This is a genomic window from Agrobacterium sp. RAC06 (genome assembly GCF_001713475.1).
Classification (GTDB): Bacteria; Pseudomonadota; Alphaproteobacteria; order Rhizobiales; family Rhizobiaceae; genus Allorhizobium.
Map to the genome: position 1 here is coordinate 2,090,068 of NZ_CP016499.1, position 23,232 is coordinate 2,113,299.

Here is a 23,232-nt window from a genome sequence, read left to right on the forward strand (position 1 = left end):
CGCGGCCAGCGCAACCGTGAACAGCTCAGACACAGGCTCTCCATGACCACGAATACCGCACTCCTCGACTTCCAGATCGTTCCGAATGCCTCGCCCATGCCGGAAGCCGAGCGGCTCGCGGCTTTCGAAAACCTGGGCTTCGGAACGCTGTTCACCGATCATATGGCGGTGGTGCATTGGCACGTCGACAAGGGCTGGCACAGCCCGGAAGTCTCGGCGCGCAAGCCCTTCCAGGTCGACCCGGCGGCAAGCGTGCTGCATTATGCGCAGGAAATCTTCGAAGGCATGAAAGCCTACAAGGCCGCTGACGGCCGCATCACGCTCTTCCGCCCGGAAGAGAATGCCCGCCGCTTCAACAGGTCGGCCGAGCGCATGGCAATGCCTGATGTGCCGGAAGAGCTTTTCCTGAGGGCCGTCGAGGAACTGGTGAAGATCGACGCCAAGTGGGTTCCGGAAGGCGAAGGCAGCCTCTATCTGCGTCCCTTCATGTTCGCCAGCGAAGCCTTCCTCGGCGTGCGCCCCTCGCGTGAATACGTGTTCTGCGTCATCGCTTCGCCCGTCGGCCCCTATTTCAAGGGCGGCAGCAAGCCGGTCACGCTCTGGGTCAGCGAGCACTATACCCGCGCAGCCCCTGGCGGCACGGGTGCGGCCAAGTGCGGCGGCAACTATGCGGCGAGCCTTCTCGCCCAGAAGGAAGCGGCAAGCCGCGGCTGCGACCAGGTCGTCTTCCTGGATGCCGCCGAACACAAGTGGATCGAAGAGCTGGGCGGCATGAACGTCTTCTTTGTCATGGACGACAACACCGTGGTCACGCCACCGCTCTCGGGCACGATCCTGCCGGGCATCACCCGCAACTCGATCATCAAGCTTGCCGGAGACAACGGCCTTGATGTCATCGAGCGCCCCTATTCCTTCGATGAATGGATGGCGGACGCCAAGAGCGGCAAGCTGCGCGAGGCCTTCGCCTGCGGCACGGCTGCCGTTGTTGCCGCGATCGGCACGGTGCGCCATCCCAGCGGCGAATTCGTCATCGGCAATGCCGGCACGGGCATGGAAACGGAAAAGCTGCGAAACCAGCTGACCGGCATCCAGCGCGGATCCGTGGCGGATACACATGGCTGGGTGAAGGAAGTGACTCGCGCCTGACGACAGGCACAGTCACACGCTTTGAAACCCCGTCATGGCAACATGGCGGGGAATTTTGTTTGGGCGGACGCCTTGGACACCGGAACGGACCGGCGCAAGCAATGAAGGTCCGAAACAAAAGAGACGGCGGCACATCTGCGGCCCGGAACAGATGCAGGAAGACAACATGACGAACGGTCGGTCCGCCTCGGACTTCGTGCTGCCGCGACGGATGGCCATGGCGACGATTCACGGAAAGGAGCGCGCTCTCTCCGCGTCGTTCGCAGCCATCGGTATCGACCTGGTGCTGCCATCGGCCCTCGATACCGATCAATTCGGGACCTTCACCCGGGATCGGCCGCGATCCGGGACGATGCTGGAGGCGGCACGGGCCAAGGCACAAGCCGCCATGCAGGAAACTGGTCTGCAGGCAGCGCTTGCCAGCGAGGGCGCCTATGGCCCCCATCCGACCATTCCATTGCTCGCGGTCGGTCGCGAGCTGCTGCTCTACGTGGACGCGGCACAGGGCTTCGAAATCGCGGAAATGAGGATCGACGAGCGGCCAACATTCGGTCACTGCCCTGCCGTTTCGGTCGGGGATGCAGACGCCTTTCTCGAGCGGATCGGCTTCCCGGAGCAGGGCCTGGTCGTCGCGCCCGTAGGTCGGTTGAACGCACCGGTGGCCAAGGGCATTCGCACTGTTGCGGATCTGGAAATCGCGATCGGGACCGCGGTCGGGCTTTCCCCGACCGGACGAGCGCATATCGAGACCGACATGCGGGCCTTCATGAATCCCCGGCGAATGGTGGTGATTGGCGAGGTTGGACGGCAGATGGCAGCGCGTCTGTCGACACCTTGCACGCATTGCCGCCATCCGGGCTGGGGCAAGGTCAGAACCGAATACGGTCTGCCCTGCAGCCTCTGTGGCTGTCCGACATCGCTGCCGCGGCATGATGTGTTCGGCTGTGTTTCCTGTGGCGTGGAGGAGCGCCGTGAGCACGCCCTCGGCGCCGTTGCGGACCCTACCTACTGCGCGCTCTGCAATCCGTGACGACAACGACGCGGCAGCCTGAAGACCGCAATCATCAGATCCTCGATGGCCGCAGGAGGTAGGGCCGGATCCGGCTGCTGACCGCCGCCGTCTTCCAGTTGCGTATCCGCGCGCCGATCTTCTCGTCCTGCTTCCAGATGATCTCGGCATGCAGAACACCGAACAGATCGCAATAAAGGACAAGCGGCTCCTGATCCGCGAGTTCTATTCCTTCGGAGAGCACCAGACCCAGCCCCTTGGGGCTGCAGTCGGAAATCCATCCCCGGACATGGCAGCCGAACATCAGGACCAGCGAATCCAGTTCGCAGCGCTGTCTTATCTCTTTGCGACGTTCCATCGGACCTCCGCTCGTCTGGTTCAAGTGAGAGCACCAAAAGGTCGAGGTTCAAAGCCGGAACTGTCCGAAGCCTTGTTTTCAGGTTAATGCAAACGATCGCATTTTAGGCATTGAAGAGCATGCGGACACACACACGGGCCGCGCCAAGCGGGCGTTCCAGATTGCTTCAGTATCAACCAGGGAGAAAATGGTACGGTTGGGGGGTCTCGAACCTCCGACCTCAGGTGCCACAAACCTGCGCTCTAACCAACTGAGCTACAACCGCACATGACCGCGTCGCTGACGCCGTCGAGGGGTCACATACGAGCAGATGGATTTTTTTTCAAGCCCTTTCTGCGCATCAGGCGAAAAGGCTTGGGGTTATGAAAAAGGCCGGGCGCTATGCCCGGCCTAAGATCCTTGGGAGGATTTTTCAGTAATCGCAGTCGATCAGGCGACCTTGAGCGAGGACATGACCTTTTCGGCAGCTTCCTTGCCAGGCTTGGTCATCGTTTCGGCAACCTTCTTGGCGGTTTCCTGGATCGCCTTGGCCTGTTCGATCGTCACTTCAGCCTGCTTGCGGATGAAGGCGGTCTGGAGTTCGACCAGTTCAGCCATCGACTTGACGCCGAGCAGCGCTTCCATGTGCGAGAGCGAGAGGTCGGCATTGGTGCGCATGGCGTCGATCGCCTTGAGGCCGAGTTCGACGGTGCCGGCCTGGGCCGTCTGGACGGTCGCTTCCACGGTCTTCGTGGCTTCTTCCGTGGCGGACTTCATCTTGGCATAGGCTTCCTTCGACTGGACTGCGCCCTTTTCGGCGAAGTCACGGAAGCTTTCCTGCATCTTCGAAGGATCGAAGGAGGAGAAAGAGAAGATATCATTGGTGTTCATGGTGCATTTCCTCTTGTCGGGGGTCTCAGCGACCCCTCATGTTTCATTCATGAACCCTATATAGCACCTGATATTGTGCATTGCAATATTATTGTGCGCCGCACAATTAGATTTTCTGCATGTTGAAAACCGGGGCGGATTAACCTTACCAATCGAAAGGGTCCCGACTTTCTGGACCCAAAGGCACTGCCTAGCTATTAAAAATCTGTTAATTTACTCGCAGGCCATGAAGCGACAGGTCCGAAAATGCCCGCTCAATACCCATTCATCGACGTCGCCGTGCACGACCTCATCCGACCGCGTCTGGCGCGGGGCGAGGCGCTCGTGCTGTTTGCGCCGGGGTTGGGACGGGTTCTCTGGTGCAACGGGGCCGGCGCCCGCTTCTTCGGCGCCAACTCGATCTACGACTTTCTCGAGGAAGGTCCTAACCGTGGCGACATCACCTTTCGGCAGCTCGAAACGGTTGCCCGCCAATTGTCATCGCCGGGCGACAGCCGCAATCTGATGCTGCGCATCACCTCGGGCTTCCAGAAGCTGCCGATCACGGCATCCGCCGACTGCATCGAGATCCGCAAGGGGGAGCCGGTGATCCTGCTCTCGCTGCCGGCCCTCAAGCGCGCGACCGGGGAAAAGCAGCTCGCCCAGGAACTGATGAGCGGCTTTGACGATCCGGACACGCATATGGCCGTGCTCGATGGCGAGGGCGGCCTCGTCGCGAGCTCCGACGGTTTCCCGGGCCTCGGCATCACGCCGCAGACGGCGCGCATGCTGATCAATCTGGTCGAGGCGGATGCAGACAGGCTCGTCAAGCGGCCGATCCCGACAGGCCGGGGATATCTCCCCGCCGCCATCGGCAAGATTTCCGACGCGCCGGCGCTCCATCTTCTGTTCGCGGTCGAGACGATCCTCGGCCAGATGGACCCGAGCGACGACTTTGCGGAAGAGGAGGATCTGCCGACCGCGATCGCCGAGCCTGTCCGGGCCGACGATACGGTCGAAGACGAGACCGAGACCGAAGACTTCGCAATCTCCGCGGATGAGGCAATGGCAGAATCGGCCGAGCTCCCCTCGCCTGCTGCGCCCTTTGAGAGCGTGATTGCTGCCCTCGGAGACATTGAAGAAATCGAGCCGGACACCGACGCTTTCGACGCAGAGGACGAAACGGTGGACGCGGATGTCGAGGCGCTCGCGGATGAAACGGCAGATGTGCTCGCAAGCGAGCCGGATCTGGCTGCGTCAGAGACGACCGAACATTCCGACGAACCGCCTGTTGTCACGGAAGCGGACGTGCCCGCTACCAATCAGATCGTCGAGACCGTTGAGACCGCCGCTGCAGCGACCGTCGCGCCGACAACCAGGCTCGCGGGCCATGGCCCTGGCACCGAAGGTTTCACGTTTCATCAGGATCGGCGCGCCACACGCTTCGTCTGGAAGATCGATGCCGAGGGCCGGTTCAGCGAAGTCTCGGCGGAGTTTGCCCAGGCCGTCGGCCCGCGTGCTGCCGATATCGAGGGCGTCGCCTTCTCCGATCTCGCGGCCCTTTTCAATCTCGATCCAGACGGCAAGATCGGCGAGCTCCTGAAGAAGCGCGACACCTGGTCCGGCAAGACGATCTACTGGCCCGTCGAAGGAACCCGACTGGTCGTGCCCGTAGATCTGGCGGCGCTGCCGACCTATACGCGCAACCGCGAATTCGACGGCTTCCGCGGCTTCGGGATCGTCAGGGTCGCGGACGCCCAGGAAGATCCAGACGCGATCGGCATGACCTTTGTTGAGCAGCAGCCCTCCTTTGATGCGCCGGACGAACTGCCGACCGGTGTGCACAGCGACCGGGACGAGGAACTCGCGGAGTTCTTGAGCGAACTCAGTGAAGGCGAGACCCATCCGCCCGAAGACTTTATCGAAGAGCAGATCGCCGAGGCTGGCGAGCAGACCCTCGACGCTCTTATCAATGCGGATGATGACAACGACGTTGTCGACGACGCCGAACCGCACGCTGAAGCCAAAAGCAACGACGATGTTCCTCCGTCGCGCCCGGTCGACTTCGAACCACCGGTGCTGCGGATCATGGAACCGCGCAAACCCAGCCTGCCGGACAAGGTCGTGCAGCTGCAGGATCACCGTGTCCGCCAGCGCGACAGCCTAACCCCCGGCGAACAGGCCGCGTTTCAGGAGATCGCCCGCAAGCTCGATCCGCTTAGCCTGAGGGCGAAGGTCGAGCAGTCGCTGGCGTCGTCGGAGCCACCCGTGCTGCGAAACGAGCCGGCCGCGCCGTCACCGAAGACGCCGGAAGCGCCCCAGACGCCGCCCGCCAGCGCGATCACGCCGACCGAGCCCGTCGCCGAGCGTTCGGCCGAAGCCAATTTGCCGAGCCCATCGGCGGATCGGCCGGCAGGAAGACGCGAGCGCAGCCTGACTGCCGATATCATCGACCTCATGCCGGTCGCGCTCCTGGTGCATGTCGGCGACCGGCTGATCCACGCCAATCCGGAATTCTTCGCGCTGACGGGATACAAGACGCTGGGTGAACTTGACGACGTCGGTGGTCTCGACACGCTGATCCAGCGTCGTGATCTGGAAGAGCCCGGCGATGAGGCGGGCCAGGTCGTGGCGCTCTGCGCCAACGATCGCCTGCTACCGGTCACGGCACGACTGCAGTCCGTGCGTTTCGAGGAAACCACCGCCCTGATGCTGGCGCTGATTGCCCAGCCCGAAGAACAGGTCCGGCCGGAAATGCCGGCCGAGCCCGAGACGGTGACGGTTGCATCGGCCGCGACACCGGCGCAGGCGGGGGAACTCGCGCGCATGAAGGTCGAAGTGGACGAGCTGCGTTCGATCCTGGAAACCGCGACCGACGGCGTGGTGATCCTCGATTCCGACGGTGACATCCGTTCGATGAACCGGGCGGCAAGCGCGCTCTTCAACTTCGACGACATGGAGACGCGCGGGAAACCCTTTGTCATGCTGTTTGCGCATGAGAGCCAGAAGTCGATCCTCGACTATCTGAGCGGACTTGCCGGTCATGGCGTCGCTAGCGTCCTGAACGACGGTCGCGAAGTGATCGGTCGCGAGGCCTCCGGCGGCTTCCTGCCGCTGTTCATGACCATCGGCAGGCTCAACTCCTCCAACGGCTATTGCGCAGTCATCCGCGACATCACGCAATGGAAGCGGACCGAGGAAGAGCTGCGCAACGCAAAGCGCGCGGCGGAAACGGCCAACGCCCACAAGACCGACTTCCTTGCCCGCGTCAGCCATGAGATCCGGACACCGCTCAACGCGATCATCGGCTTTGCCGACATGATGGCCAACGAGCATTTCGGCCCGGTCGGTCATCCGCGCTACGGCGAATACGCGCACGACATCGTGCGCTCTGGCCGTCATGTGCTCGACATCGTCAACGACCTCCTCGACATTTCCAAGATCGAGGCGGGCGAGATGGAGCTCGATTTCTCCTCCGTCGGGCTGAACGAAATGGTGCAGGCAGCCGTATCGATCGTGCAGCCGCAGGCGAATGGCCAGCGGGTGATCATCCGCACCGCGCTGTCGCAGGCCGTGCCGAATGTTGTGGCCGACGGGCGCTCGATCAAGCAGATCGTGCTGAACATCCTGGCGAATGCAATCCGCTTCACGCCGTCTGGCGGACAGATCATCGTGTCGACGGCATATGAAGCGAATGGCAGCGTGGCGCTCCGGATCCGGGATACCGGCATTGGAATGTCGCGCAGCGAACTCGAGCAGGCGATGAAACCCTTCCGCCAGGTTTCGACCGGCACGCCACGCAATCGCGGCGACGGCACCGGTCTCGGCCTTCCGCTGACCAAGGCCATGGTTGACGCGAACCGGGCCCAGTTTGCGATATCGTCGACGCCAAACGAAGGCACGCTGGTCGAGGTGACCTTTCCTTCGCCGAGGGTATTGGCGGACTGACATCTCGGAATGATCGCGAGGACGGGGAGAACGGCATGACGGCATTCAGCATTCTCCTCGGCATTGCCGTCGCCATCGCGGTCGGTGCCATGAGCCCCGGGCCGAGCTTCGTACTTGTTTCGCGGATTTCGGTTGCCAATACGCGATTGCATGGACTTGCAGCAGCGATCGGGATGGGGCTTGGTGGGGCTCTGTTTGCGGTTCTGGCGCTCACTGGTCTTATTGCTCTGCTCGAACGGGTTGAATGGCTCTACCTGGTTTTGAAGGTCGCGGGCGGACTCTATCTCGTCTATCTCGGTGTGATGATCTGGCGCGGCGCAGCTGCGCCGATCTCGGTCGGATCGGCAGAGGGGCGGACCATGCACTCGCTGCCGCGCTGCCTGGCGCTCGGCTTCGTCACGCAGATCAGCAATCCGAAGACTGCCGTGGTCTATGCCAGCATCTTTGCGGCCCTGATGCCGCAAAACCCGCCACTCATGGTGGTTATTGCACTGCCGCCGGTGATCTTTCTGATCGAGGCCGGGTGGTATGCCATCGTTGCGATCGCCTTCTCGGTGCCGCGCTCGCAACGCGCCTATCTCAGCGCGAAACTTTGGGTCGACCGGCTCGCCAGCGTTGTCATCGGTGCACTTGGGTTGCGATTGATCGGCGAAAGTCTCGCACATCTGCGGCGCTGACCACGCCGCGACAGTCGGGCCGGTTTTCATCGCCCTCGCTTTCCGCTAGAGGAAAACCATTCCCGCATTCGCAAGGGCCGACCGTTTGTCCACATTGCCGCGCACGGGCACAGCCCACTCCGTTTCGCCCAAGGGCACGCATGCCAGCAGACGCATGGGATCGGCAACGTTTGCTGCGCTGATTGCCGCGGCGGTCGTTTTCATGCCGATCGTGGCGATCTTCGTCATCGGCTTCTCGGCCGAGCCCGACAACTGGCAGCACATGATGACGAATGTCATCCCGCGCGCTGGCGTCAGGACCTTCTGGCTGCTGCTCTTCACCGGGCTCGTGACGGCTGTGGTCGGGGTCGGCACGGCATGGCTGGTAACGGCATGCGAGTTTCCGCTGCGGCGCCTCCTCTCTCCAGCCCTTGTTCTGCCGCTCGCCATTCCCTCATATCTGGCTGCCTATGCCTTCGGGGAGTTTCTGGATTTCACGGGACCGGTGCAGACGACCTACAGGGCAATCTTCGGCTTCACGTCGTCGCGCGAATACAGTTTCTTCGATGTGAAATCGCTGTCGGGCGCCGTGCTGGTCATGTCGGCGGTGCTCTACCCTTACGTCTACCTCGCCTGCCGATCGATGTTCCTGATGCAGGGCCGCGCGGCAGCCGATGTCGCCCGCACACTCGGTTCCAGCCCATTCAGGGTCTTTGCCCGCATCCAGGTCCCGATGGCGCGCCCGGCGATCATGATCGGCCTGACGCTTGTGATGATGGAGACGCTGAACGACATCGGGGCAGTGGAGTATCTGGGCGTGCAAACGCTGACCTTCTCCGTCTATGACACCTGGCTCAATCGCGGCAGTCTGGCGGGTGCAGCGCAGATTGCCTGCGTGATGCTGGTGATCGTTGCCGGCCTTCTGGTCATCGAGCGCATCGCTCGCAGACAGCAGCGCTTCTCGAGCCACAAGACGACGGCCATCGTGCCCGATGCCATCCGGCTCAGGCTGAAGGGCCCGAAGGCGTGGCTTGCGGCGATCTTCTGCCTTCTGCCGATCCTTGTCGGTTTCGTCGTGCCTGTCTTCGTGCTGGGCGGGTTCGCATTGCGTCGTCTCGAAGATTTCCTCGAGCCGCGGCTGCTTGATGCCCTCTGGAACTCGACGCTCGTGTCCTCGGCCGCCGCCCTGATCACGGTCTTTCTGGCCTTCGTGCTCTCCTATGCGGCGCGGACAGACCGTTCGCGTCTGGCGAAGGGCGCCGGACGGCTTGCCGCACTCGGTTATGGCATTCCCGGTACTGTGCTGGGGATTGGCGTTCTGATCCCGCTTGCGAGCTTCGACAACGCCCTGGACGGTTGGCTGCGTGCCAACCTGGGCATTTCGACCGGCCTTCTTCTGTCGGGCACAGGTTTTGCAATCGTCTATGCCTACACCGTCCGCTTCCTGACCATGGCGGAAGGCACGATCGATGCCGGTTTCCAGAAGCTATCCCCGCATCTCGACATGGCGGCTCGGACTCTCGGCCGCTCGGGTCTGCAGACATTGCGCCAGGTGCTGCTTCCCAACCTGCGTCCTGCCGTTCTGACGGCGGCTCTGCTCGTCTTCATCGAGACGCTGAAGGAGCTCTCGGCCACGATCCTGCTGAGACCATTCAACTTCAATACGCTGGCGACGCTGGTCTATGAAGATGCCTCGCGGGGCATGGCACAGGATGCCTCGGTGGCGGCGATCATCATCATTGCTGCCGGCCTGATCCCCGTGATCCTGGTTTCCCGATCGCTCGACGAACGACGTTGAACCGGCATCGCACGACAAAAAAAGGGCGGCCGAAGCCGCCCTTGAGTCAATGCTGTCGAACCGGAGTACTCGAGCGATCGACATTTTGTCGGAGGCTTAAATCGAGGCCTCACTGCGTCTGATCGCGCATCTCCAAGTTGCCCTCAGTCTTGCCGAATGCCAGTTAAGAGATCCTTACCCGTCGGCGCCGCCAGCTACCCAACATTTGAGGTATTGCCCTGATATTGCTGTGTTTCGGGACACATTTTCGTCAGGAGCGCAGCTGTGGCAGATCGGCGAAGAGGGCGAGCGCTTCCGGATTGGCGAGCGCCTCCCTGTTCTTGACAGGTCGTCCGTGCACCACCTCGCGCACGGCAAGCTCGACGATTTTGCCGGACTTGGTGCGGGGAATATCGTCCACCTGAATGATCTTGGCCGGGACGTGACGCGGCGAGGCGCCGGTGCGGATCTGCGTCTTGATCTTTTTGTCGAGTTCCTCGGTCAGAGACAGGCCCGGCGCGAGGCGCACGAATAGGATAACGCGGACATCGTCATCCCAGTCCTGACCGATGCAGATCGCCTCGACCACTTCATCGAGCTTTTCGACCTGGTTGTAGATCTCGGCCGTCCCGATCCGGACACCGCCGGGGTTCAGGGTCGCGTCTGACCGCCCGTGGATGACGATCCCGTCATGCTCGGTCCATTCGGCGAAGTCGCCATGGCACCAGGTGTTCTCGAAGCGTTCGAAATAAGCGGCGCGATACTTGGCGCCGTCGGGATCGTTCCAGAACATCACCGGCATCGACGGGAAGGCCTTGGCACAGATCAGTTCGCCCTTCTCGCCGCGGACCGGTTTGCCGTCGTCATCCCAGACCTCAACCGCAAGCCCGAGGCCCGGCCCCTGGATTTCGCCACGCCAGACGGGCTTCAGCGGATTGCCGAGCACGAAGCAGGACACGATGTCGGTGCCGCCGGAAATGGAGGCAAGCTGGATATCGTCCTTGATGCCCTCATAGACGAAGGAGAAGCCTTCCGGCGACAGCGGCGAGCCCGTCGACGTCATCAGCCTCAGGCTCGATAGATCATGCGAGCTCTTCGGAACGAGGCCGCCCTTTCGGACGGCGTCGATGTATTTGGCCGATGTGCCGAAGATGGCGAATTTCTCGGTCGCGGCATAGTCGAAGAGGACATTACCGTCGGGATAGAAGGGCGAGCCATCGTAGAGGCAGAGGGTGGCGCCACAGGCAAGGCCCGAGACGAGCCAGTTCCACATCATCCAGCCGCAGGTGGTGAAGTAGAAAAGCCGCTCTCCGGCCTCAAGCCCGCAATGGAAACGATGCTCCTTCAGATGCTGCAAGAGGGTGCCGCCGGCCGAATGGACGATGCATTTCGGCACGCCGGTCGTGCCGGAGGAGAAGAGGATGTAGATCGGATGGGAGAACGGCAGACGGCGATACTCGATGTCCTTGACCGAGAAATCGGTGATGAACTGTTCGAAGCTGCGGCCATCCGGCAAGCGCTCGATCAGCGCCGCCGTGTCTCCTGCGTAGGGAACGACGAGCACCGGGACATCGAGCTTGGCGGCGACGGCGACAATCTTGTCGGAGACGTCCTGCCGTTTGCCGTTATACCAATAGCCGTCACAGGCAACGAAAAGCTTCGGTTCGATCTGGCCGAAACGGTCGAGCACGCCCTGATCGCCGAAATCAGGCGAGCAGGAGGACCAGATAGCACCGAGCGAGGTGACGGCCAGCATCAGGGCCACCGTCTCCGGCATGTTCGGCATCATGGCCGCCACACGGTCACCTTCACCGATGCCCATGGCGGAAAGCGCCTGCTGCAGGCGCGATACCGTCGCAGTCAGGCGCGACCAGGACCACCGATCGGCGACCTTGTTCTCGCCCCGAAAGATCAGCGCATCGCCCTCGCCTGCATGGGCGAGCAGGTTCTCGGCGAAATTCAGTCGCGCTTCGGGGAAGAAGCGTGCTTTGAGCATGTCATCGCCGTCAGACAGCGCCAAACCGCCCTTTTCGCCGATCACCTCGCAATAGTCCCAGACAGCAGACCAGAATGCAGCGCGGTCCTCGACCGACCAGCGATGAAAATCATCATAATCTGCAAAGCTCCGGCCAAGGCGATCGGCGCACCACTGCATGAACAGGGTAAGCGGCTGTTTCGTCTTGAAATCTTCAGACGGTGTCCAAAGGGCTTTTTGTCCGGTCATGCTGATCCTCCTCAAGCGCATGGTCTTTCTATAGCATGCGGCAATGCAATATACAGACGCGTGCGGCTTGGAATATGGTCTGACATTTGCACCAGAGGGCAAATTCCTATATCCGCGCAGAAGTTCACGAAACCTCAGGACCTTCATCAGGGCATGCGCAATCCAGGACGTGGCGATCATACTTCACGCCCCTCCTCCCGCTGGCCGCGTGGCCGCCGCAGGGGCATGATCAAGCTCGCCTTGCTGATCGCCGCTGTCATCGTGGCCGTATCGGTCGTCCTGCGGCTCAGCGCTCCTTATCTGGTGTCGAGTTCCGTGGTGCGATCTGCCATCGCCTCGTCGATTGCGGCCTGGGTCGGACACGAGGTGACGATCGACGACGTTGCCGATATCGGCTTCTGGCCGCAGCCGGAGATCACGTTGACCGGCATCAAGGTGACGCGCATCTCCAATGGCGAACTGGAGACGCTTGGGGAGGTTGATCGGCTGTCTGCGCGGTTCGGCCTGATCTCCGCGCTTGCCGGCCGGCCGGACTTCAGTGCGTTTCGCCTGGAGCGCCCGCGGATCCAGGTCTGGCGCGGTATCGATGGTGGGCTCGACTGGAGCGATCAAGGCGTCTTGAGCGATGCGGTCCGCGCGGCAGTAGCCGCCACGCCTGATGTTCAGACAAACGGTGCCGCCGACAATGCGGAAATCGGATCGGTCGAGATCATCGATGGCGAGGTCACGCTGACCGATGTCGCCAGCGGCGCGTCTTTCGTTGCAAGCGGCGTCAATGCAAATATCGATTGGCCAGGTCTTGCAGCGCCCCTATCCGGTCAGGGACGTTTTCGGCTGGGCGACACTCCGGTTTCGGTCAAACTCCAGACGCCGACGCCGTTGGTCCTGATCGGCGGAGCAGCGAGCCGGGTTGATGCATCCGCCTCGATTGCGGATTTGAGCGCAGAAGTTCGCGGAACCGTTAGCCTGCGTCAGGCGAGCGCCGAAGACACCGATATCAACATTCGCATCTCCGATGTTCCCAAGACGGCTGCGGCCCTCGGCCTTCGCCTTGCCGGAACCGAACGCTGGCGAACCGCCGCCATCCAGGCGCGGGTGACGAATGCCGAGGACGAATGGCGCTTCGAGGATCTCGACTTCGAGATCAACGATAGCCGCGGTGACGGCATCCTGGCGCTCAAAAATCGTCCCGGCGAGCGCCCCCTCCTGAGCAGCACGCTTGCCATCGACCATCTTCAACTGGACGATATGCTTCAGGCCCTGTCCATCAATGTCGGTGACCGGGCGAATGTTCGCCTGCCCGGGCTGACCCGTTGGCTCGACATCGACCTGCGCCTTTCGGCGGCCACGGCCGCTTTCGGCGGCTTTCCCATGAGTGACCTCGGGGCAAGCCTTATCGGTCGGGGTGATGCGCTCAACCTGGTGATTGCCGACACGCGCTTCCTCGGTGGGACGATTGCTGCCCGGCTGAGCGGCACGGGAGAAGGTTTCGACAAAGGCGCGGACGTCGCGGTGACAATGACACGCGTCGATCTCGGAGATCTGATGTCGCGCCTCTCACTTGATGGGGGCCCTTCACTCAAGGGGACCGGATCAGTCGGCTTCAATGCGAAACTGGTCGGGACCGGCTGGCAGCAGAACATCGAGGCCATGTCCGGCAAATTGACGATTGCGTCGGACAATGGGCAGGTCACCGGCTTCAGCCCGGACGGCTTGCGGCGGCTCGCAGCCGACCGGGCTTACTTCCAGCTGAGCGCCACCGGAAACGACGGCTTGGATTACAGCACGCTGGATATCGCCGTCAGTTTTTCGGAGGGGTCGGCGGAAGTCGAACGAGCTGACATCATCGGTAAGCGACAGAAGCTCGACCTGGCGGGGATCATTCCCTACAGCCGCCAGGCACTGGCGCTGACAGGTGCACTGTCAGCGGCCAGCAACGGCGACCAGACACAGCTTCCGCTCAGCTTCTTCATTGGCGGCGCGTGGAGCGATCCCGTCATCTCGCCTATCCCCGCTCGGCCGGTCCCTGGACAATAAAGGTCCGAAGCGTCGCTGCCTGACAGTTCCATTCGAAAACTCAAATACTAGAATGGACGAATCACAGGTTGGGGGACGGCTGGTGCAAACAATGCTGTCGGGTTTTCTGAAACTGGCTCTGGCATCGTTGCTGGCCGGCAGCCTGTTGTCCATCTTCGGCATCACGCCCAGATCGGTCATGGACTTCCTGGGTGTGACGGCCGAGGAGTTGCACAATGGCATGATCTCGGCCTTCGCCTGGGCGGCACCGCGCATGGTGATGGGGGCCGTGGTCATCCTGCCGATTTGGTTGGTGGCCTATATCCTGATGCCGCCGAGGGGCTGACACACCCCGTCTTGCATGTTCAGGCCAGTGTGCCTCGCGCGGCGACATGTTCGTCTCGCTGCCGCTGAAGTTCCCGCTGCTTGGTACCGATCGAGGCGATGATGACGCCGAGGGTCACGATCCCGATGAGGATGGTGCAGATGGCGTTGATCTCGGGCGTAACCCCTAAGCGCACCTGCGAGTAGATCTTGATCGGCAGCGTCGTGGCACCTGGACCGGTGGTGAAGCTTGCGATGACGAGATCGTCCAGCGAGAGCGTGAAGGCGAGCATCCAGCCGGAGATGACGGCGGGCAGGATCAGCGGCAGGGTCACCTTGAAGAAGGTCTTGACCGGCGGGCACCCCAGGTCCTGCGCTGCCTCTTCCAGGCTCGTATCGAAGGTGAGGAGACGCGACTGCACGACGATCGCCACGTAACACATGGTGAAGGTCGTGTGGGCGATGACGACGGTCATCAGGCCGCGATCGACGCCGATGGCGACGAAGAGCAAGAGCAGCGACAGGCCGGTGATGACTTCAGGCATGACCAGTGGGGCATAGACCATGCCGGAAAACAGCAGGCGTCCCTTGAAGCGTGTGTAGCGAACGAGTGTGAGAGCGGCGAGCGTGCCGAGCACCGTACCGAGCGTGGCGCTCAAAAGACCGACCTGGAGCGTGACCCAGGCCGCGCTCATCAGGCCGGCATTTCGCCACATCTCGCCGTACCACTTGAGCGAAAAGCCACCCCAGACCGTCACCAGCTTCGACTCGTTGAAGGAATAGATCACCAGGATCAGGATCGGGATGTAGAGAAAGGCGAAGCTGAGCGTCAGGATAGTGGCGTCGAATTTTCCGGGTTTCATCGTCGCGCCCTCACACTTTCTGCTGCTGGTTCTGGAAGATCGCGATGGGCACGACCAGAATGAGCAGGAGCAGGACGGCGACGGCGGAAGCCAGCGGCCAGTCGCGGTTGCCGAAGAATTCGGTCCAGAGTGTCTTGCCGATCATCAGCGTATCAGCACCGCCAAGCAGATCGGGGATGACAAATTCGCCGGTGATCGGGATGAAGCAGATCATCGAGCCGGCGATCACGCCCGGGATCGACAGCGGGAAGGTGATCTTCCAGAAGGCCTTCCACGGCGGGCAGCCGAGGTCGCTCGCGGCTTCCAGCAGGGTGCCGTCCATCTTCTCCAGAGCCGAATAGAGCGGCAGCACCATGAAGGGCAGATAGGAATAGACGATGCCGATGAAGACGGCGATCTCAGTGCGGAAGATCTGGACCTGGCTGCCTTCGTCCATCAGGCCGAGCGATTGCAGAAGTACGGTCAGCAGCCCCTCCGGCTTCAGGATGCCGATCCAGGCATAGACGCGGATCAGGAACGAGGTCCAGAAGGGCAGGATGACCAGCATAACAAGCGTCGGGCGAATGCTGACGGAAGCACGCGCCATGGCAAGCGCCATGGGATAACCGATCAGAAGCAGCAGAAAGGTCGAGATTAGCGCGATGCGGAGCGACGAAACATAGGCGTTGAAATAGAGAGAGTCTTCCGTAAGGAAGACGTAGTTCTCGAAATCCAGCTGGCTGATGAAATCCCCGATCGCTGCGAAACCTTCCAACACCGGCGTGTAGGGCGGCATGGCGATCGCCGTGTCGGACAGCGAAATCTTCACGATGATCAGGAAGGGCGTCAGGAAGAAGAGCACCATCCACAGATAGGGAATGATGACGACCAGCCATTTGGCCAATCCTGGCTTCGAGGGAGCGACGGTTTCGGCCATTCTTGCCCCCTCAGCGTGTCAAAACAAGGCCGGCATCGGCCGACCAGGACAGCCAGACCATGTCGCCGAAGGTTATCGGGCGATCGACGAGACGCGAGACATTGGCCTGGGCGGCGCGGAACATGCGGCCATCGTCAAGGCGGACGATGAAGACCGAGAAGTCGCCGAGATAGCCGATGTCCCAGACCTCGCCATGCAGAGCGTTTGCAGTCTCGCCTTCCGGCTGGGTGGTGGAGATGCGCACCTTTTCGGGTCGGATTGCAAATGCGACTGTGTCACCGCTGTGGGCCTCGCAGGCCTGTTCGACCACGATCTTCACACCATCGCTGTCGATGCGAACAAGGTCGTCGGCCCCGTGGCTTTCCTTGGATTCGAGCTTGGCTTCGAGAATGTTGATGTCACCGATAAAGTCTGCGACGTAACGCGAGTTGGGCGCCTCGTAGATTTCCGCCGGCGTCGCCACCTGGACGAGGATGCCCTTGTCCATGACCGCGATGCGATCCGAGACGGTCATCGCCTCTTCCTGGTCATGGGTGACGATCAGAAAGGTCAGACCGAGCTTGGTCTGAATGTCCATCAACTCGAACTGTGTTTCTTCGCGCAGCTTGCGATCCAGAGCGCCGAGCGGCTCGTCGAGCAGCAGCACCTTGGGGCGCTTGGCCAGCGAGCGAGCGAGTGCCACGCGCTGGCGCTGACCACCGGAGAGCTGGTTGGGCTTGCGCTTGGCGAACTGATCGAGCTTGACCAGCTTCAGCATTTCCTGGACGCGCGCGTCGATCTCGGCCCTCGGCAGATTGTCCTGCTCCAGACCAAAGGCGATATTCTTCTCGACCGTCATATGCGGGAAGAGCGCGTAGGACTGGAACATCATGTTGGTCGGGCGCTTGTAGGGCGGCACGCCGGAGAGATCCTGGCCCTGCAGCAGAATTCGACCGGATGTCGGCTGCTCGAAGCCGGCCAGCATGCGCATCAGCGTGGTCTTGCCACAGCCCGAGGGGCCAAGCAGCGAGAAGAATTCCCGCTCGTAGATATCGAGGCTCAGATTGTCGACAGCGACGAAATCGCCGAAGCGCTTCGTGACTTTTTCGAAGCGGATGAATGGAACGGCATCCGGATCGGTCCAAGGAGAAAATTTACGCTTAACAGGCCCCAGTGTCTTCGCCATTACCCGATCCCAGCCGTTCTTCTTGTTGCCCCTACACCTAAAGCAATTCGCCGGGCGTTTGCGGCGCCCGGCGATTTCAGTGTTTGATCAGTTGCCGGTCTTGATCGTTGTCCAGACCCGGTTCAACACGCGTTGTTCACGCGGGCCATAAGGGGAAATGGTGAAGAGCTTGGCCATGACATCTTCCGGCGGATAAACGGCCGGATTGTCCTTAACCTCGGGGGCGAGCATCTCCTTCGAGGCCAGGTTGCCGTTGGCATACTGGACATAGTTGGAGGCCTTGGCGATCACATCAGGGCGCATCAGGAAGTTGATGAACTCATGCGCTTCGGCAACGTTTTTGGCATCCGCGGGGATCGCCATGTTGTCAAACCACATGTAGGTCCCTTCTTTCGGGATCACGTAGTTGATCTCGACGCCGTTATTGGCCTCCTCGGCTCGTGCCTTCGCCTGGAGGATATCGCCCGACCAACCGATCGTCATGCAGACGTCACCGTTCGCGAGATCGTCGATATAGGCGGAGGAATTGAAGGTGCGCACCGAGGGGCGGATCTTCATATAGACTTCGCCACCGGCTTCCAGATCAGCCGATTCCTTGCTGTCCGGGTCTTTGCCGATATAGTTCATCGCGATCGCGAAGGTCTCGTCCGAAGCGTCGAGGATGTTGATGCCACAGGACTTCAGCTTCTCGGCATTTTCAGGCTTGAAGATCGCATCCCAGCTGTCGACAGTGAAATCGGCACCCAGTGCTTCCTTGACCTTGGCAACGTTGTAACCGATGCCGGTCGTGCCCCACATGTAATTGACGGCGTATTCGTTGCCGGGGTCATATTTCGCGAGGCGCTCTGACACCATCGGCCAGAGGTTCGGCAGGTTGGTGAGCTTGGATTTGTCGAGTTTCTGGAAGACGCCTGCCTGGATCTGGCGCGCCAGGAAGGGTGCCGTCGGCACGACAACATCGTAGCCCGAGCCGCCAGCCAGCAGCTTGGTTTCGAGCAGTTCGTTGGAATCAAAGACGTCGTAGACGACCTTGATGCCGGTTTCCTTGGTGAAATCCTCAAGGACGGATTCGTCGATATAGTCCGACCAGTTGTAGACGTTGACGACGCGTTCCTGCGCCTGGACAGCCGATGCGATGAAGATCGTCGCCAGGGCTACCGACGCCGTACGAATGAAATGAGCCTTCATTTTTTTCTCCTGTTCCAGCCTTGGGGAGCGGAGAGCCCCCGATGCCATTCCCGTTATTTTTTAAGAGACTAGAAAGGAATTGGACGGGCGACAAGCGAAATTCTTCGCAGTCGCGAATGCTTTATCGGGTGTATCTGCTTCATTGGAAATCGAACGCCGAAAGGCCCGTGACCATCTCGTCGAGGCCGAGCGGGCGGGTGAGCGGCGGCTCGGCGCGCGCCAGACAGCCAGATCTTTCGCACAGCCGGCAGGCGGGGCCGATGGCGATTGCCGGCTGCGATCGATCGGGCAAAGCGGCGGCATAGGCCACCTCTTCGCGGCTCACGGCGTCGCAGCCGACCAGAAGGGCCGTGCGCCTGATACGCTCGCCGAAACCGGCCTGCGGACCTTCGAGGGTCCGCGAGATCGTCACGAAGCCGCTGCCATCCGGCATCTCAACCTGCTCGACCAACACCTGACCCGGCTGGGCAAACGCTGCATGGACATTGAGCTTGGGACAGCCGCCACCGAACTTCGAATGTGGGAAACCGGTGGCGCCCGCCCGGCGGAAGCGGTTTCCGGCATTGTCGATCTCCATCATGAAGAAGGGCACGCCCGTAGCACCCGGGCGCTGCATCATGGTCAGACGGTTGGCGGCCTGTTCGAAGGAAACATTGAAACGGGCACGCAACACGTCGATGTCGTAGCGGGCGCGGATCGCAGCCGAGAGAAAGGCGCCGTAGGGCATCATCAGGGCATGGGCTGTGTAACGGGCGAGCTCGAAGCGGGCGATGCGGCGCGCCTCGCCGGACGACAGCCCCAACGCATCCAGTTCGGCCTGGACATGTTCGCCGAGCGCCAGAAGCACCACCTCCATGGCCACCTCGCGCAACTGATCGAAGGGCGACAAGCGCTCGGAAAGGAACAGGCGCATGGAATGGCGGTCGTATCGGCGGCGCAGCGACGGCATGGTCTGCACCGGCAAGGCGCGAACAACAATGCCATGGGTGGAGCGCAGCCATGCCTTGAGCGCGACGGCGAGATCATCACCGGGCGCGAGGCTCAAGCCCGCATGAAATGTCTCGGCTGCCTCGTCGAGCCGGGCGAAATAATTCGGTCGACGCTCGAAGACTTCGCGGACCTCATCGATCGGCAGACGCGCGCCTGACAGAGAGGTTTCGTGCCCCTCGCGGGCCAGGAGATCGGCGAGATCGGAGAGCCGGGCCGCCTGCTCGCGGTAAGCCCTGTAGAGCTTGACGATGCCACTCGCGGCATTGGGGGCGGCTTCCGCCACCTCGATCAGCTCCTGATCGCCTGGCAGTTCGCCTAAAAGCAGGGGATCTGCGAAGACCTCACGCAGCTGGCTCGTCGATCCACCGGCCTCCCCCTGCAGCTCATCGAGATCGACCTTGTAAACGGAGGCAAGCTTCAAGAGCAGCTGGACCGTGAGCGGCCGCTGATTGCGCTCAATGAGATTAAGATAGGACGGCGAGATTTCGAGCGCCTCGGCCATGGCCGTCTGGGTGAGGCCGAGGCCGTTTCTGATGCGGCGGACGCGGGGGCCCGCGAAAATCTTGCGCTCTGCCAATTTACAGCTCCTTTACAAGATTAGACCGGCACGATCGGCCCTTGCGTTGTGACTGTTTTTACAAATTTACACGGGACTTCTGTCAAAGGCAAGACAGCCTAACCTCTTTCATCCCTTTGTTTTATCGAATTTTCTGGTCGTCTTTTGCAGTGCGGTGTAAATCTAGTCACATCAGAAGCGGCCAAACAGCTCCAAGAACTCCGGCTGATCCCGCTTCCTGCAGTGAACAGGGAGACCCGATATGACTGAATTTTACAATCTCGTTCCGAATGCCCCCAAGGGCCGCTATGACGGCATCGATCGTCCCTACACTGCAGCAGACGTACAGCGCCTGCGCGGCTCGGTCGAGATCAAGTATACGCTCGCCGAAATGGGCGCCAATCGCCTGTGGAAGCTGATCAACGAAGAGTCCTTCGTCAACGCGCTCGGCGCGCTCTCCGGCAACCAGGCCATGCAGATGGTCCGCGCCGGCCTCAAGGCCATCTACCTCTCCGGCTGGCAGGTCGCAGCTGACGCCAACACGGCTTCGGCCATGTATCCGGACCAGTCGCTCTATCCGGCCAATGCCGCACCGGAGCTTGCCAAGCGCATCAACCGGACCCTGCAGCGCGCCGACCAGATCGAGACGCAGGAAGGCAAGGGCCTTTCGGTCGACACCTGGTTCGCCCCGATCGTTGCAGACGCTGAAGCCGGCTTCGGCGGACCGCTCAACGCGTTTGAGATCATGAAGGCCTTCATCGAGGCGGGTGCTGCTGGCGTTCACTTCGAGGACCAGCTGGCGTCTGAAAAGAAGTGCGGCCATCTCGGCGGCAAGGTTCTGATCCCGACGGCCGCCCATATCCGCAACCTGACGGCTGCCCGTCTGGCTGCCGACATCATGGGTGTCCCCACGCTGATCGTCGCCCGTACTGATGCCGAAGCCGCAAAGCTTCTAACCTCCGACATCGACGAGCGCGACCAGCCCTTCGTCGACTATGACGCGGGTCGCACTGCGGAAGGCTTCTACCAGGTCAAGAACGGCATCGAGCCCTGCATTGCACGCGCAATCGCCTACGCTCCTTACTGCGACATGATCTGGATGGAGACCGGCAAGCCGGATCTCGAACAGGCCCGCAAGTTCGCCGAAGCCGTACACAAGGTCCATCCGGGCAAGAAGCTCGCCTACAACTGCTCGCCTTCCTTCAACTGGAAGAAGCACCTCGACGACGCGACGATTGCCAAGTTCCAGCGCGAACTGGGTGCGATGGGCTACAAGTTCCAGTTCATCACGCTCGCCGGCTTCCACCAGCTGAACTACGGCATGTTCGAACTGGCTCGCGGCTACAAGGATCGCCAGATGGCGGCCTATTCGGAGCTGCAGGAGGCGGAATTCGCCGCCGAGGTCAATGGTTACACCGCGACCAAGCACCAGCGCGAAGTCGGCACCGGTTACTTCGACGCCGTCTCGCTCGCCATCACCGCCGGCCAGTCTTCGACGACCGCGATGAAGGAATCGACCGAAACCGAGCAGTTCAAGCCGGCAGCTGAATAAACCTGGGCGACTGCCCCTCACCCTACCCTCTCCCCGCAAGCGGGGAGAGGAAGACGAGATCCACCATTCAAGAACCCCCAACACCAAGAGGAGAAATGCCATGACACCCCAGACCCGAGTCAAGGAACGCGCCGAAGAACAGTCCTCGGCCATGAGCACCGATCAGCAGGCGATGATCCGCATGCTGGCCAATGACCTGCACCGTCTCAACCATTCGATCATGAAGGCCGTAGATGCCGGCGTCTCGGTCGAGCTCGTCCGCTCCGCCCGCCATCATGGTGGCGACGGCAACTGGGGTGATCTCTTGATCCCCGTCATCGTGACCCAGGGCAATCACCAGGCCGCCTGAGCCACATTATCATCCCCCGTCCGGCACCTGACCTCCGGATCGGTTCCCGCACGATGATCGCCTCTGAGGAGGAGTGCCGGTCGTCGTGCGGGTTTTTCATTTTCGGCTTGACGTCAGCTGCTGGTACTGGGGCGCTTGCCCGCCAGAACATCCCGATGCGACTTCAACAGTTTTGCAACCCGATCGGCCACCATGCGGATATCGCTTCGATGACGATCGTCATTGTTGATGACGATCCACTGGCGATGGCGCAGTTCCGGGATTTCCTCGCCGACCCGCTCGAGTGTCGGATCGAGATCCCCAACGAAGCAGGGAAGCACGCCGACACCGGCTCCCGCCCTGACGAGATCCCTCAGCGACCTCGGGCGATTGACCGTCGCGACGACCTGCTCCGCCGACTGCTGGCGCGGCCAGCGCAGATAGGCGGAGACGGCATTCTCGTCATCAACCGCGACCCAGGGCTCCGGCCCCATCCATTCCCTGTTGCGGGCCCTGTAGGCCGCATAGGCCACTTCGCCTGCTGCGATCGCGGCGAGGTTCGGCTCTTCTGGTTCAAAGGCGCGGATGCCGATGTCACTCTCCCGATGCGCAAGCCTGGCACGTTGCTCGGCGACGTGCAGGTCGATGCGGAAGGCGTCGCGGGGGGTGCGGATCGTCGACATGTTCTGGCAGAGCAGCCAGGCGATCCAGGTGCCAAGGCTGATGCGCACCAAGGACTGACCCGCCTTGCCACGTCGCCATTCCTCCACCCTCCTGCTTCCGGCTTCCAATTCAACCAGATGCTCCAGCAACTGGCTGCCGTCGCTGGTGAGACGATAACCGGTCTGGCTGCGCAGGAAGAGTTCGCGGCCCAGCGCCTGCTCAAGTTCGACCATTCGTCGGCCAAGGGTGGCGGCACTGAGACCGGTCGTCTCAGCGGCAGCCGACAGGCCGCCTTGCCGCGCAACAGCGAGGAAGAGTTGATAGGCGTCCCACGATATGTCTTTCATATATGAAATGCATAGCACGATCTTGAGCGTACCTGCATCCAAAAATGATGGATAAAAGGGAAGACGGCTTCAACAGCAGGAGATCCGTCATGCACGAAGTTTATGCAGCCCTCGCCATTGCCGCGCTAAACCAAGAACAAGGGCAGAAGGCCCGACTGTCCGAAGAGGAATTCTACGCACAGTATAGCGAAGTGCCCTGGGCCCGTCTGCGGCGCTTCATCCGCACCATGCGCGAAAGACAGGTTCGCAGACGAGATGCGGAGGTCGATTGCGAGACCGATCCGGGCAGATCTTATCGTCTGGCTGAGGCTTGATACAAAAAAGCCCGGTGCGATGACCGGGCTTTTCCGTTTGGCG

19 protein-coding genes and 1 tRNA gene are annotated in these 23,232 nt (G+C 61.5%); 10 read left to right on the forward strand and 10 right to left on the reverse strand.

The features are described 5' to 3' along the window. Positions 1 to 42 precede the first annotated feature (42 nt). Positions 43 to 1,146 (forward strand): branched-chain amino acid aminotransferase, encoded by a 1,104-nt coding sequence (locus tag BSY240_RS10140; RefSeq protein WP_083229729.1) that lies wholly within the window; start codon positions 43 to 45, stop codon positions 1,144 to 1,146. 166 nt (positions 1,147 to 1,312) lie between these two features. Continuing rightward, the gene (locus BSY240_RS10145) at positions 1,313 to 2,176 is read left to right on the forward strand and encodes a DUF6671 family protein (RefSeq protein ID WP_069043931.1); all 864 of its coding nucleotides are present in this window, start codon (positions 1,313 to 1,315) and stop codon (positions 2,174 to 2,176) included. Between the two features lie 34 nt (positions 2,177 to 2,210). On the opposite strand, the gene BSY240_RS10150 is transcribed toward BSY240_RS10145, so the two are convergent. From BSY240_RS10150 to BSY240_RS10160, 3 genes are all read right to left on the reverse strand, one after another. Beyond that, a complete protein-coding gene (locus BSY240_RS10150; protein ID WP_069042228.1) occupies positions 2,211 to 2,513 on the reverse strand; it encodes a PilZ domain-containing protein in 303 nt (100 codons plus the stop codon). Between the two features lie 188 nt (positions 2,514 to 2,701). Beyond that, a tRNA-His gene (locus tag BSY240_RS10155) sits at positions 2,702 to 2,778 on the reverse strand. 164 nt (positions 2,779 to 2,942) lie between these two features. Beyond that, positions 2,943 to 3,383: a phasin gene (locus BSY240_RS10160; protein ID WP_054150794.1), complete on the reverse strand. Its 441-nt coding sequence runs from the start codon at positions 3,381 to 3,383 to the stop codon at positions 2,943 to 2,945. A gap of 246 nt (positions 3,384 to 3,629) precedes the next feature. Here BSY240_RS10160 and BSY240_RS10165 point away from each other — a divergent pair, with 246 nt between their 5' ends. The 3 genes from BSY240_RS10165 to BSY240_RS10175 all read left to right on the forward strand — a co-directional run bounded on the left by BSY240_RS10165 (position 3,630) and on the right by BSY240_RS10175 (position 9,764). Continuing rightward, a complete protein-coding gene (locus BSY240_RS10165; RefSeq protein WP_069042229.1) occupies positions 3,630 to 7,310 on the forward strand; it encodes an ATP-binding protein in 3,681 nt (1,226 codons plus the stop codon). A 35-nt stretch (positions 7,311 to 7,345) separates the two neighbouring features. Next, positions 7,346 to 7,987, forward strand: coding sequence for a LysE family translocator (locus BSY240_RS10170; protein WP_069042230.1), 642 nt, complete (start codon positions 7,346 to 7,348; stop codon positions 7,985 to 7,987). Positions 7,988 to 8,141: 154 nt separating this feature from the next. Further along, complete coding sequence (locus BSY240_RS10175) at positions 8,142 to 9,764, forward strand: ABC transporter permease (RefSeq protein ID WP_069042231.1); 1,623 nt, start codon at positions 8,142 to 8,144, stop codon at positions 9,762 to 9,764. A gap of 250 nt (positions 9,765 to 10,014) precedes the next feature. On the opposite strand, the gene BSY240_RS10180 is transcribed toward BSY240_RS10175, so the two are convergent. Next, a complete protein-coding gene (locus BSY240_RS10180; protein WP_442856013.1) occupies positions 10,015 to 11,898 on the reverse strand; it encodes an acetoacetate--CoA ligase in 1,884 nt (627 codons plus the stop codon). A gap of 294 nt (positions 11,899 to 12,192) precedes the next feature. Between BSY240_RS10180 and BSY240_RS10185 the strand changes: the two genes are divergently transcribed. Together BSY240_RS10185 and BSY240_RS10190 are read left to right on the forward strand one after the other, a co-directional pair. Next, the gene (locus tag BSY240_RS10185) at positions 12,193 to 14,004 is read left to right on the forward strand and encodes an AsmA family protein (RefSeq protein ID WP_069042233.1); all 1,812 of its coding nucleotides are present in this window, start codon (positions 12,193 to 12,195) and stop codon (positions 14,002 to 14,004) included. A 91-nt stretch (positions 14,005 to 14,095) separates the two neighbouring features. Then, on the forward strand, positions 14,096 to 14,329 hold the full coding sequence (locus BSY240_RS10190; protein WP_054150800.1) for a DUF6460 domain-containing protein: 234 nt from the start codon (positions 14,096 to 14,098) through the stop codon (positions 14,327 to 14,329). A gap of 19 nt (positions 14,330 to 14,348) precedes the next feature. On the opposite strand, the gene BSY240_RS10195 is transcribed toward BSY240_RS10190, so the two are convergent. From BSY240_RS10195 to BSY240_RS10215, 5 genes are all read right to left on the reverse strand, one after another. Next, positions 14,349 to 15,170 (reverse strand): ABC transporter permease, encoded by an 822-nt coding sequence (locus BSY240_RS10195; RefSeq protein ID WP_054150801.1) that lies wholly within the window; start codon positions 15,168 to 15,170, stop codon positions 14,349 to 14,351. A 10-nt stretch (positions 15,171 to 15,180) separates the two neighbouring features. Then, on the reverse strand, positions 15,181 to 16,086 hold the full coding sequence (locus tag BSY240_RS10200) for an ABC transporter permease subunit (protein ID WP_054150802.1): 906 nt from the start codon (positions 16,084 to 16,086) through the stop codon (positions 15,181 to 15,183). 10 nt (positions 16,087 to 16,096) lie between these two features. Further along, positions 16,097 to 17,251, reverse strand: a complete 1,155-nt coding sequence (locus BSY240_RS10205) for an ABC transporter ATP-binding protein (protein WP_069042234.1) — start codon at positions 17,249 to 17,251, stop codon at positions 16,097 to 16,099. Positions 17,252 to 17,338: 87 nt separating this feature from the next. Next, positions 17,339 to 18,439, reverse strand: coding sequence for a polyamine ABC transporter substrate-binding protein (locus BSY240_RS10210; RefSeq protein WP_054150804.1), 1,101 nt, complete (start codon positions 18,437 to 18,439; stop codon positions 17,339 to 17,341). 139 nt (positions 18,440 to 18,578) lie between these two features. Then, on the reverse strand, positions 18,579 to 20,006 hold the full coding sequence (locus BSY240_RS10215) for a helix-turn-helix domain-containing protein (protein ID WP_069042235.1): 1,428 nt from the start codon (positions 20,004 to 20,006) through the stop codon (positions 18,579 to 18,581). 241 nt (positions 20,007 to 20,247) lie between these two features. Between BSY240_RS10215 and aceA the strand changes: the two genes are divergently transcribed. Further along, positions 20,248 to 21,537 carry an isocitrate lyase gene (gene aceA, locus BSY240_RS10220; RefSeq protein WP_069042236.1) on the forward strand — a complete coding sequence of 430 codons (1,290 nt, stop codon included), beginning with the start codon at positions 20,248 to 20,250 and terminating at the stop codon, positions 21,535 to 21,537. 100 nt (positions 21,538 to 21,637) lie between these two features. Further along, a complete protein-coding gene (locus BSY240_RS10225; RefSeq protein ID WP_054150807.1) occupies positions 21,638 to 21,886 on the forward strand; it encodes an SMc00767 family acetate metabolism repressor in 249 nt (82 codons plus the stop codon). Between the two features lie 113 nt (positions 21,887 to 21,999). On the opposite strand, the gene BSY240_RS10230 is transcribed toward BSY240_RS10225, so the two are convergent. Further along, complete coding sequence (locus BSY240_RS10230; protein WP_069042237.1) at positions 22,000 to 22,875, reverse strand: LysR family transcriptional regulator; 876 nt, start codon at positions 22,873 to 22,875, stop codon at positions 22,000 to 22,002. A gap of 89 nt (positions 22,876 to 22,964) precedes the next feature. Here BSY240_RS10230 and BSY240_RS10235 point away from each other — a divergent pair, with 89 nt between their 5' ends. Next, positions 22,965 to 23,189 carry a hypothetical protein gene (locus tag BSY240_RS10235; RefSeq protein WP_069042238.1) on the forward strand — a complete coding sequence of 75 codons (225 nt, stop codon included), beginning with the start codon at positions 22,965 to 22,967 and terminating at the stop codon, positions 23,187 to 23,189. Positions 23,190 to 23,232 lie beyond the last annotated feature (43 nt).

Coding starts and splice junctions, on each gene's coding strand:
- BSY240_RS10160 (WP_054150794.1), bottom strand. CDS start 3,383: ATGAACACCAATGATATCTTCTCTTTCTCCTCCTTCGATCCTTCGAAG.
- BSY240_RS10150 (WP_069042228.1), bottom strand. CDS start 2,513: ATGGAACGTCGCAAAGAGATAAGACAGCGCTGCGAACTGGATTCGCTG.
- BSY240_RS10145 (WP_069043931.1), top strand. CDS start 1,313: ATGACGAACGGTCGGTCCGCCTCGGACTTCGTGCTGCCGCGACGGATG.
- BSY240_RS10175 (WP_069042231.1), top strand. CDS start 8,142: ATGGGATCGGCAACGTTTGCTGCGCTGATTGCCGCGGCGGTCGTTTTC.
- BSY240_RS10235 (WP_069042238.1), top strand. CDS start 22,965: ATGCACGAAGTTTATGCAGCCCTCGCCATTGCCGCGCTAAACCAAGAA.
- BSY240_RS10195 (WP_054150801.1), bottom strand. CDS start 15,170: ATGAAACCCGGAAAATTCGACGCCACTATCCTGACGCTCAGCTTCGCC.
- BSY240_RS10190 (WP_054150800.1), top strand. CDS start 14,096: ATGCTGTCGGGTTTTCTGAAACTGGCTCTGGCATCGTTGCTGGCCGGC.
- BSY240_RS10200 (WP_054150802.1), bottom strand. CDS start 16,086: ATGGCCGAAACCGTCGCTCCCTCGAAGCCAGGATTGGCCAAATGGCTG.
- BSY240_RS10210 (WP_054150804.1), bottom strand. CDS start 18,439: ATGAAGGCTCATTTCATTCGTACGGCGTCGGTAGCCCTGGCGACGATC.
- aceA (WP_069042236.1), top strand. CDS start 20,248: ATGACTGAATTTTACAATCTCGTTCCGAATGCCCCCAAGGGCCGCTAT.
- BSY240_RS10170 (WP_069042230.1), top strand. CDS start 7,346: ATGACGGCATTCAGCATTCTCCTCGGCATTGCCGTCGCCATCGCGGTC.
- BSY240_RS10185 (WP_069042233.1), top strand. CDS start 12,193: ATGATCAAGCTCGCCTTGCTGATCGCCGCTGTCATCGTGGCCGTATCG.
- BSY240_RS10205 (WP_069042234.1), bottom strand. CDS start 17,251: ATGGCGAAGACACTGGGGCCTGTTAAGCGTAAATTTTCTCCTTGGACC.
- BSY240_RS10165 (WP_069042229.1), top strand. CDS start 3,630: ATGCCCGCTCAATACCCATTCATCGACGTCGCCGTGCACGACCTCATC.
- BSY240_RS10180 (WP_442856013.1), bottom strand. CDS start 11,898: ATGCAGTGGTGCGCCGATCGCCTTGGCCGGAGCTTTGCAGATTATGAT.
- BSY240_RS10225 (WP_054150807.1), top strand. CDS start 21,638: ATGACACCCCAGACCCGAGTCAAGGAACGCGCCGAAGAACAGTCCTCG.
- BSY240_RS10140 (WP_083229729.1), top strand. CDS start 43: ATGACCACGAATACCGCACTCCTCGACTTCCAGATCGTTCCGAATGCC.
- BSY240_RS10230 (WP_069042237.1), bottom strand. CDS start 22,875: ATGAAAGACATATCGTGGGACGCCTATCAACTCTTCCTCGCTGTTGCG.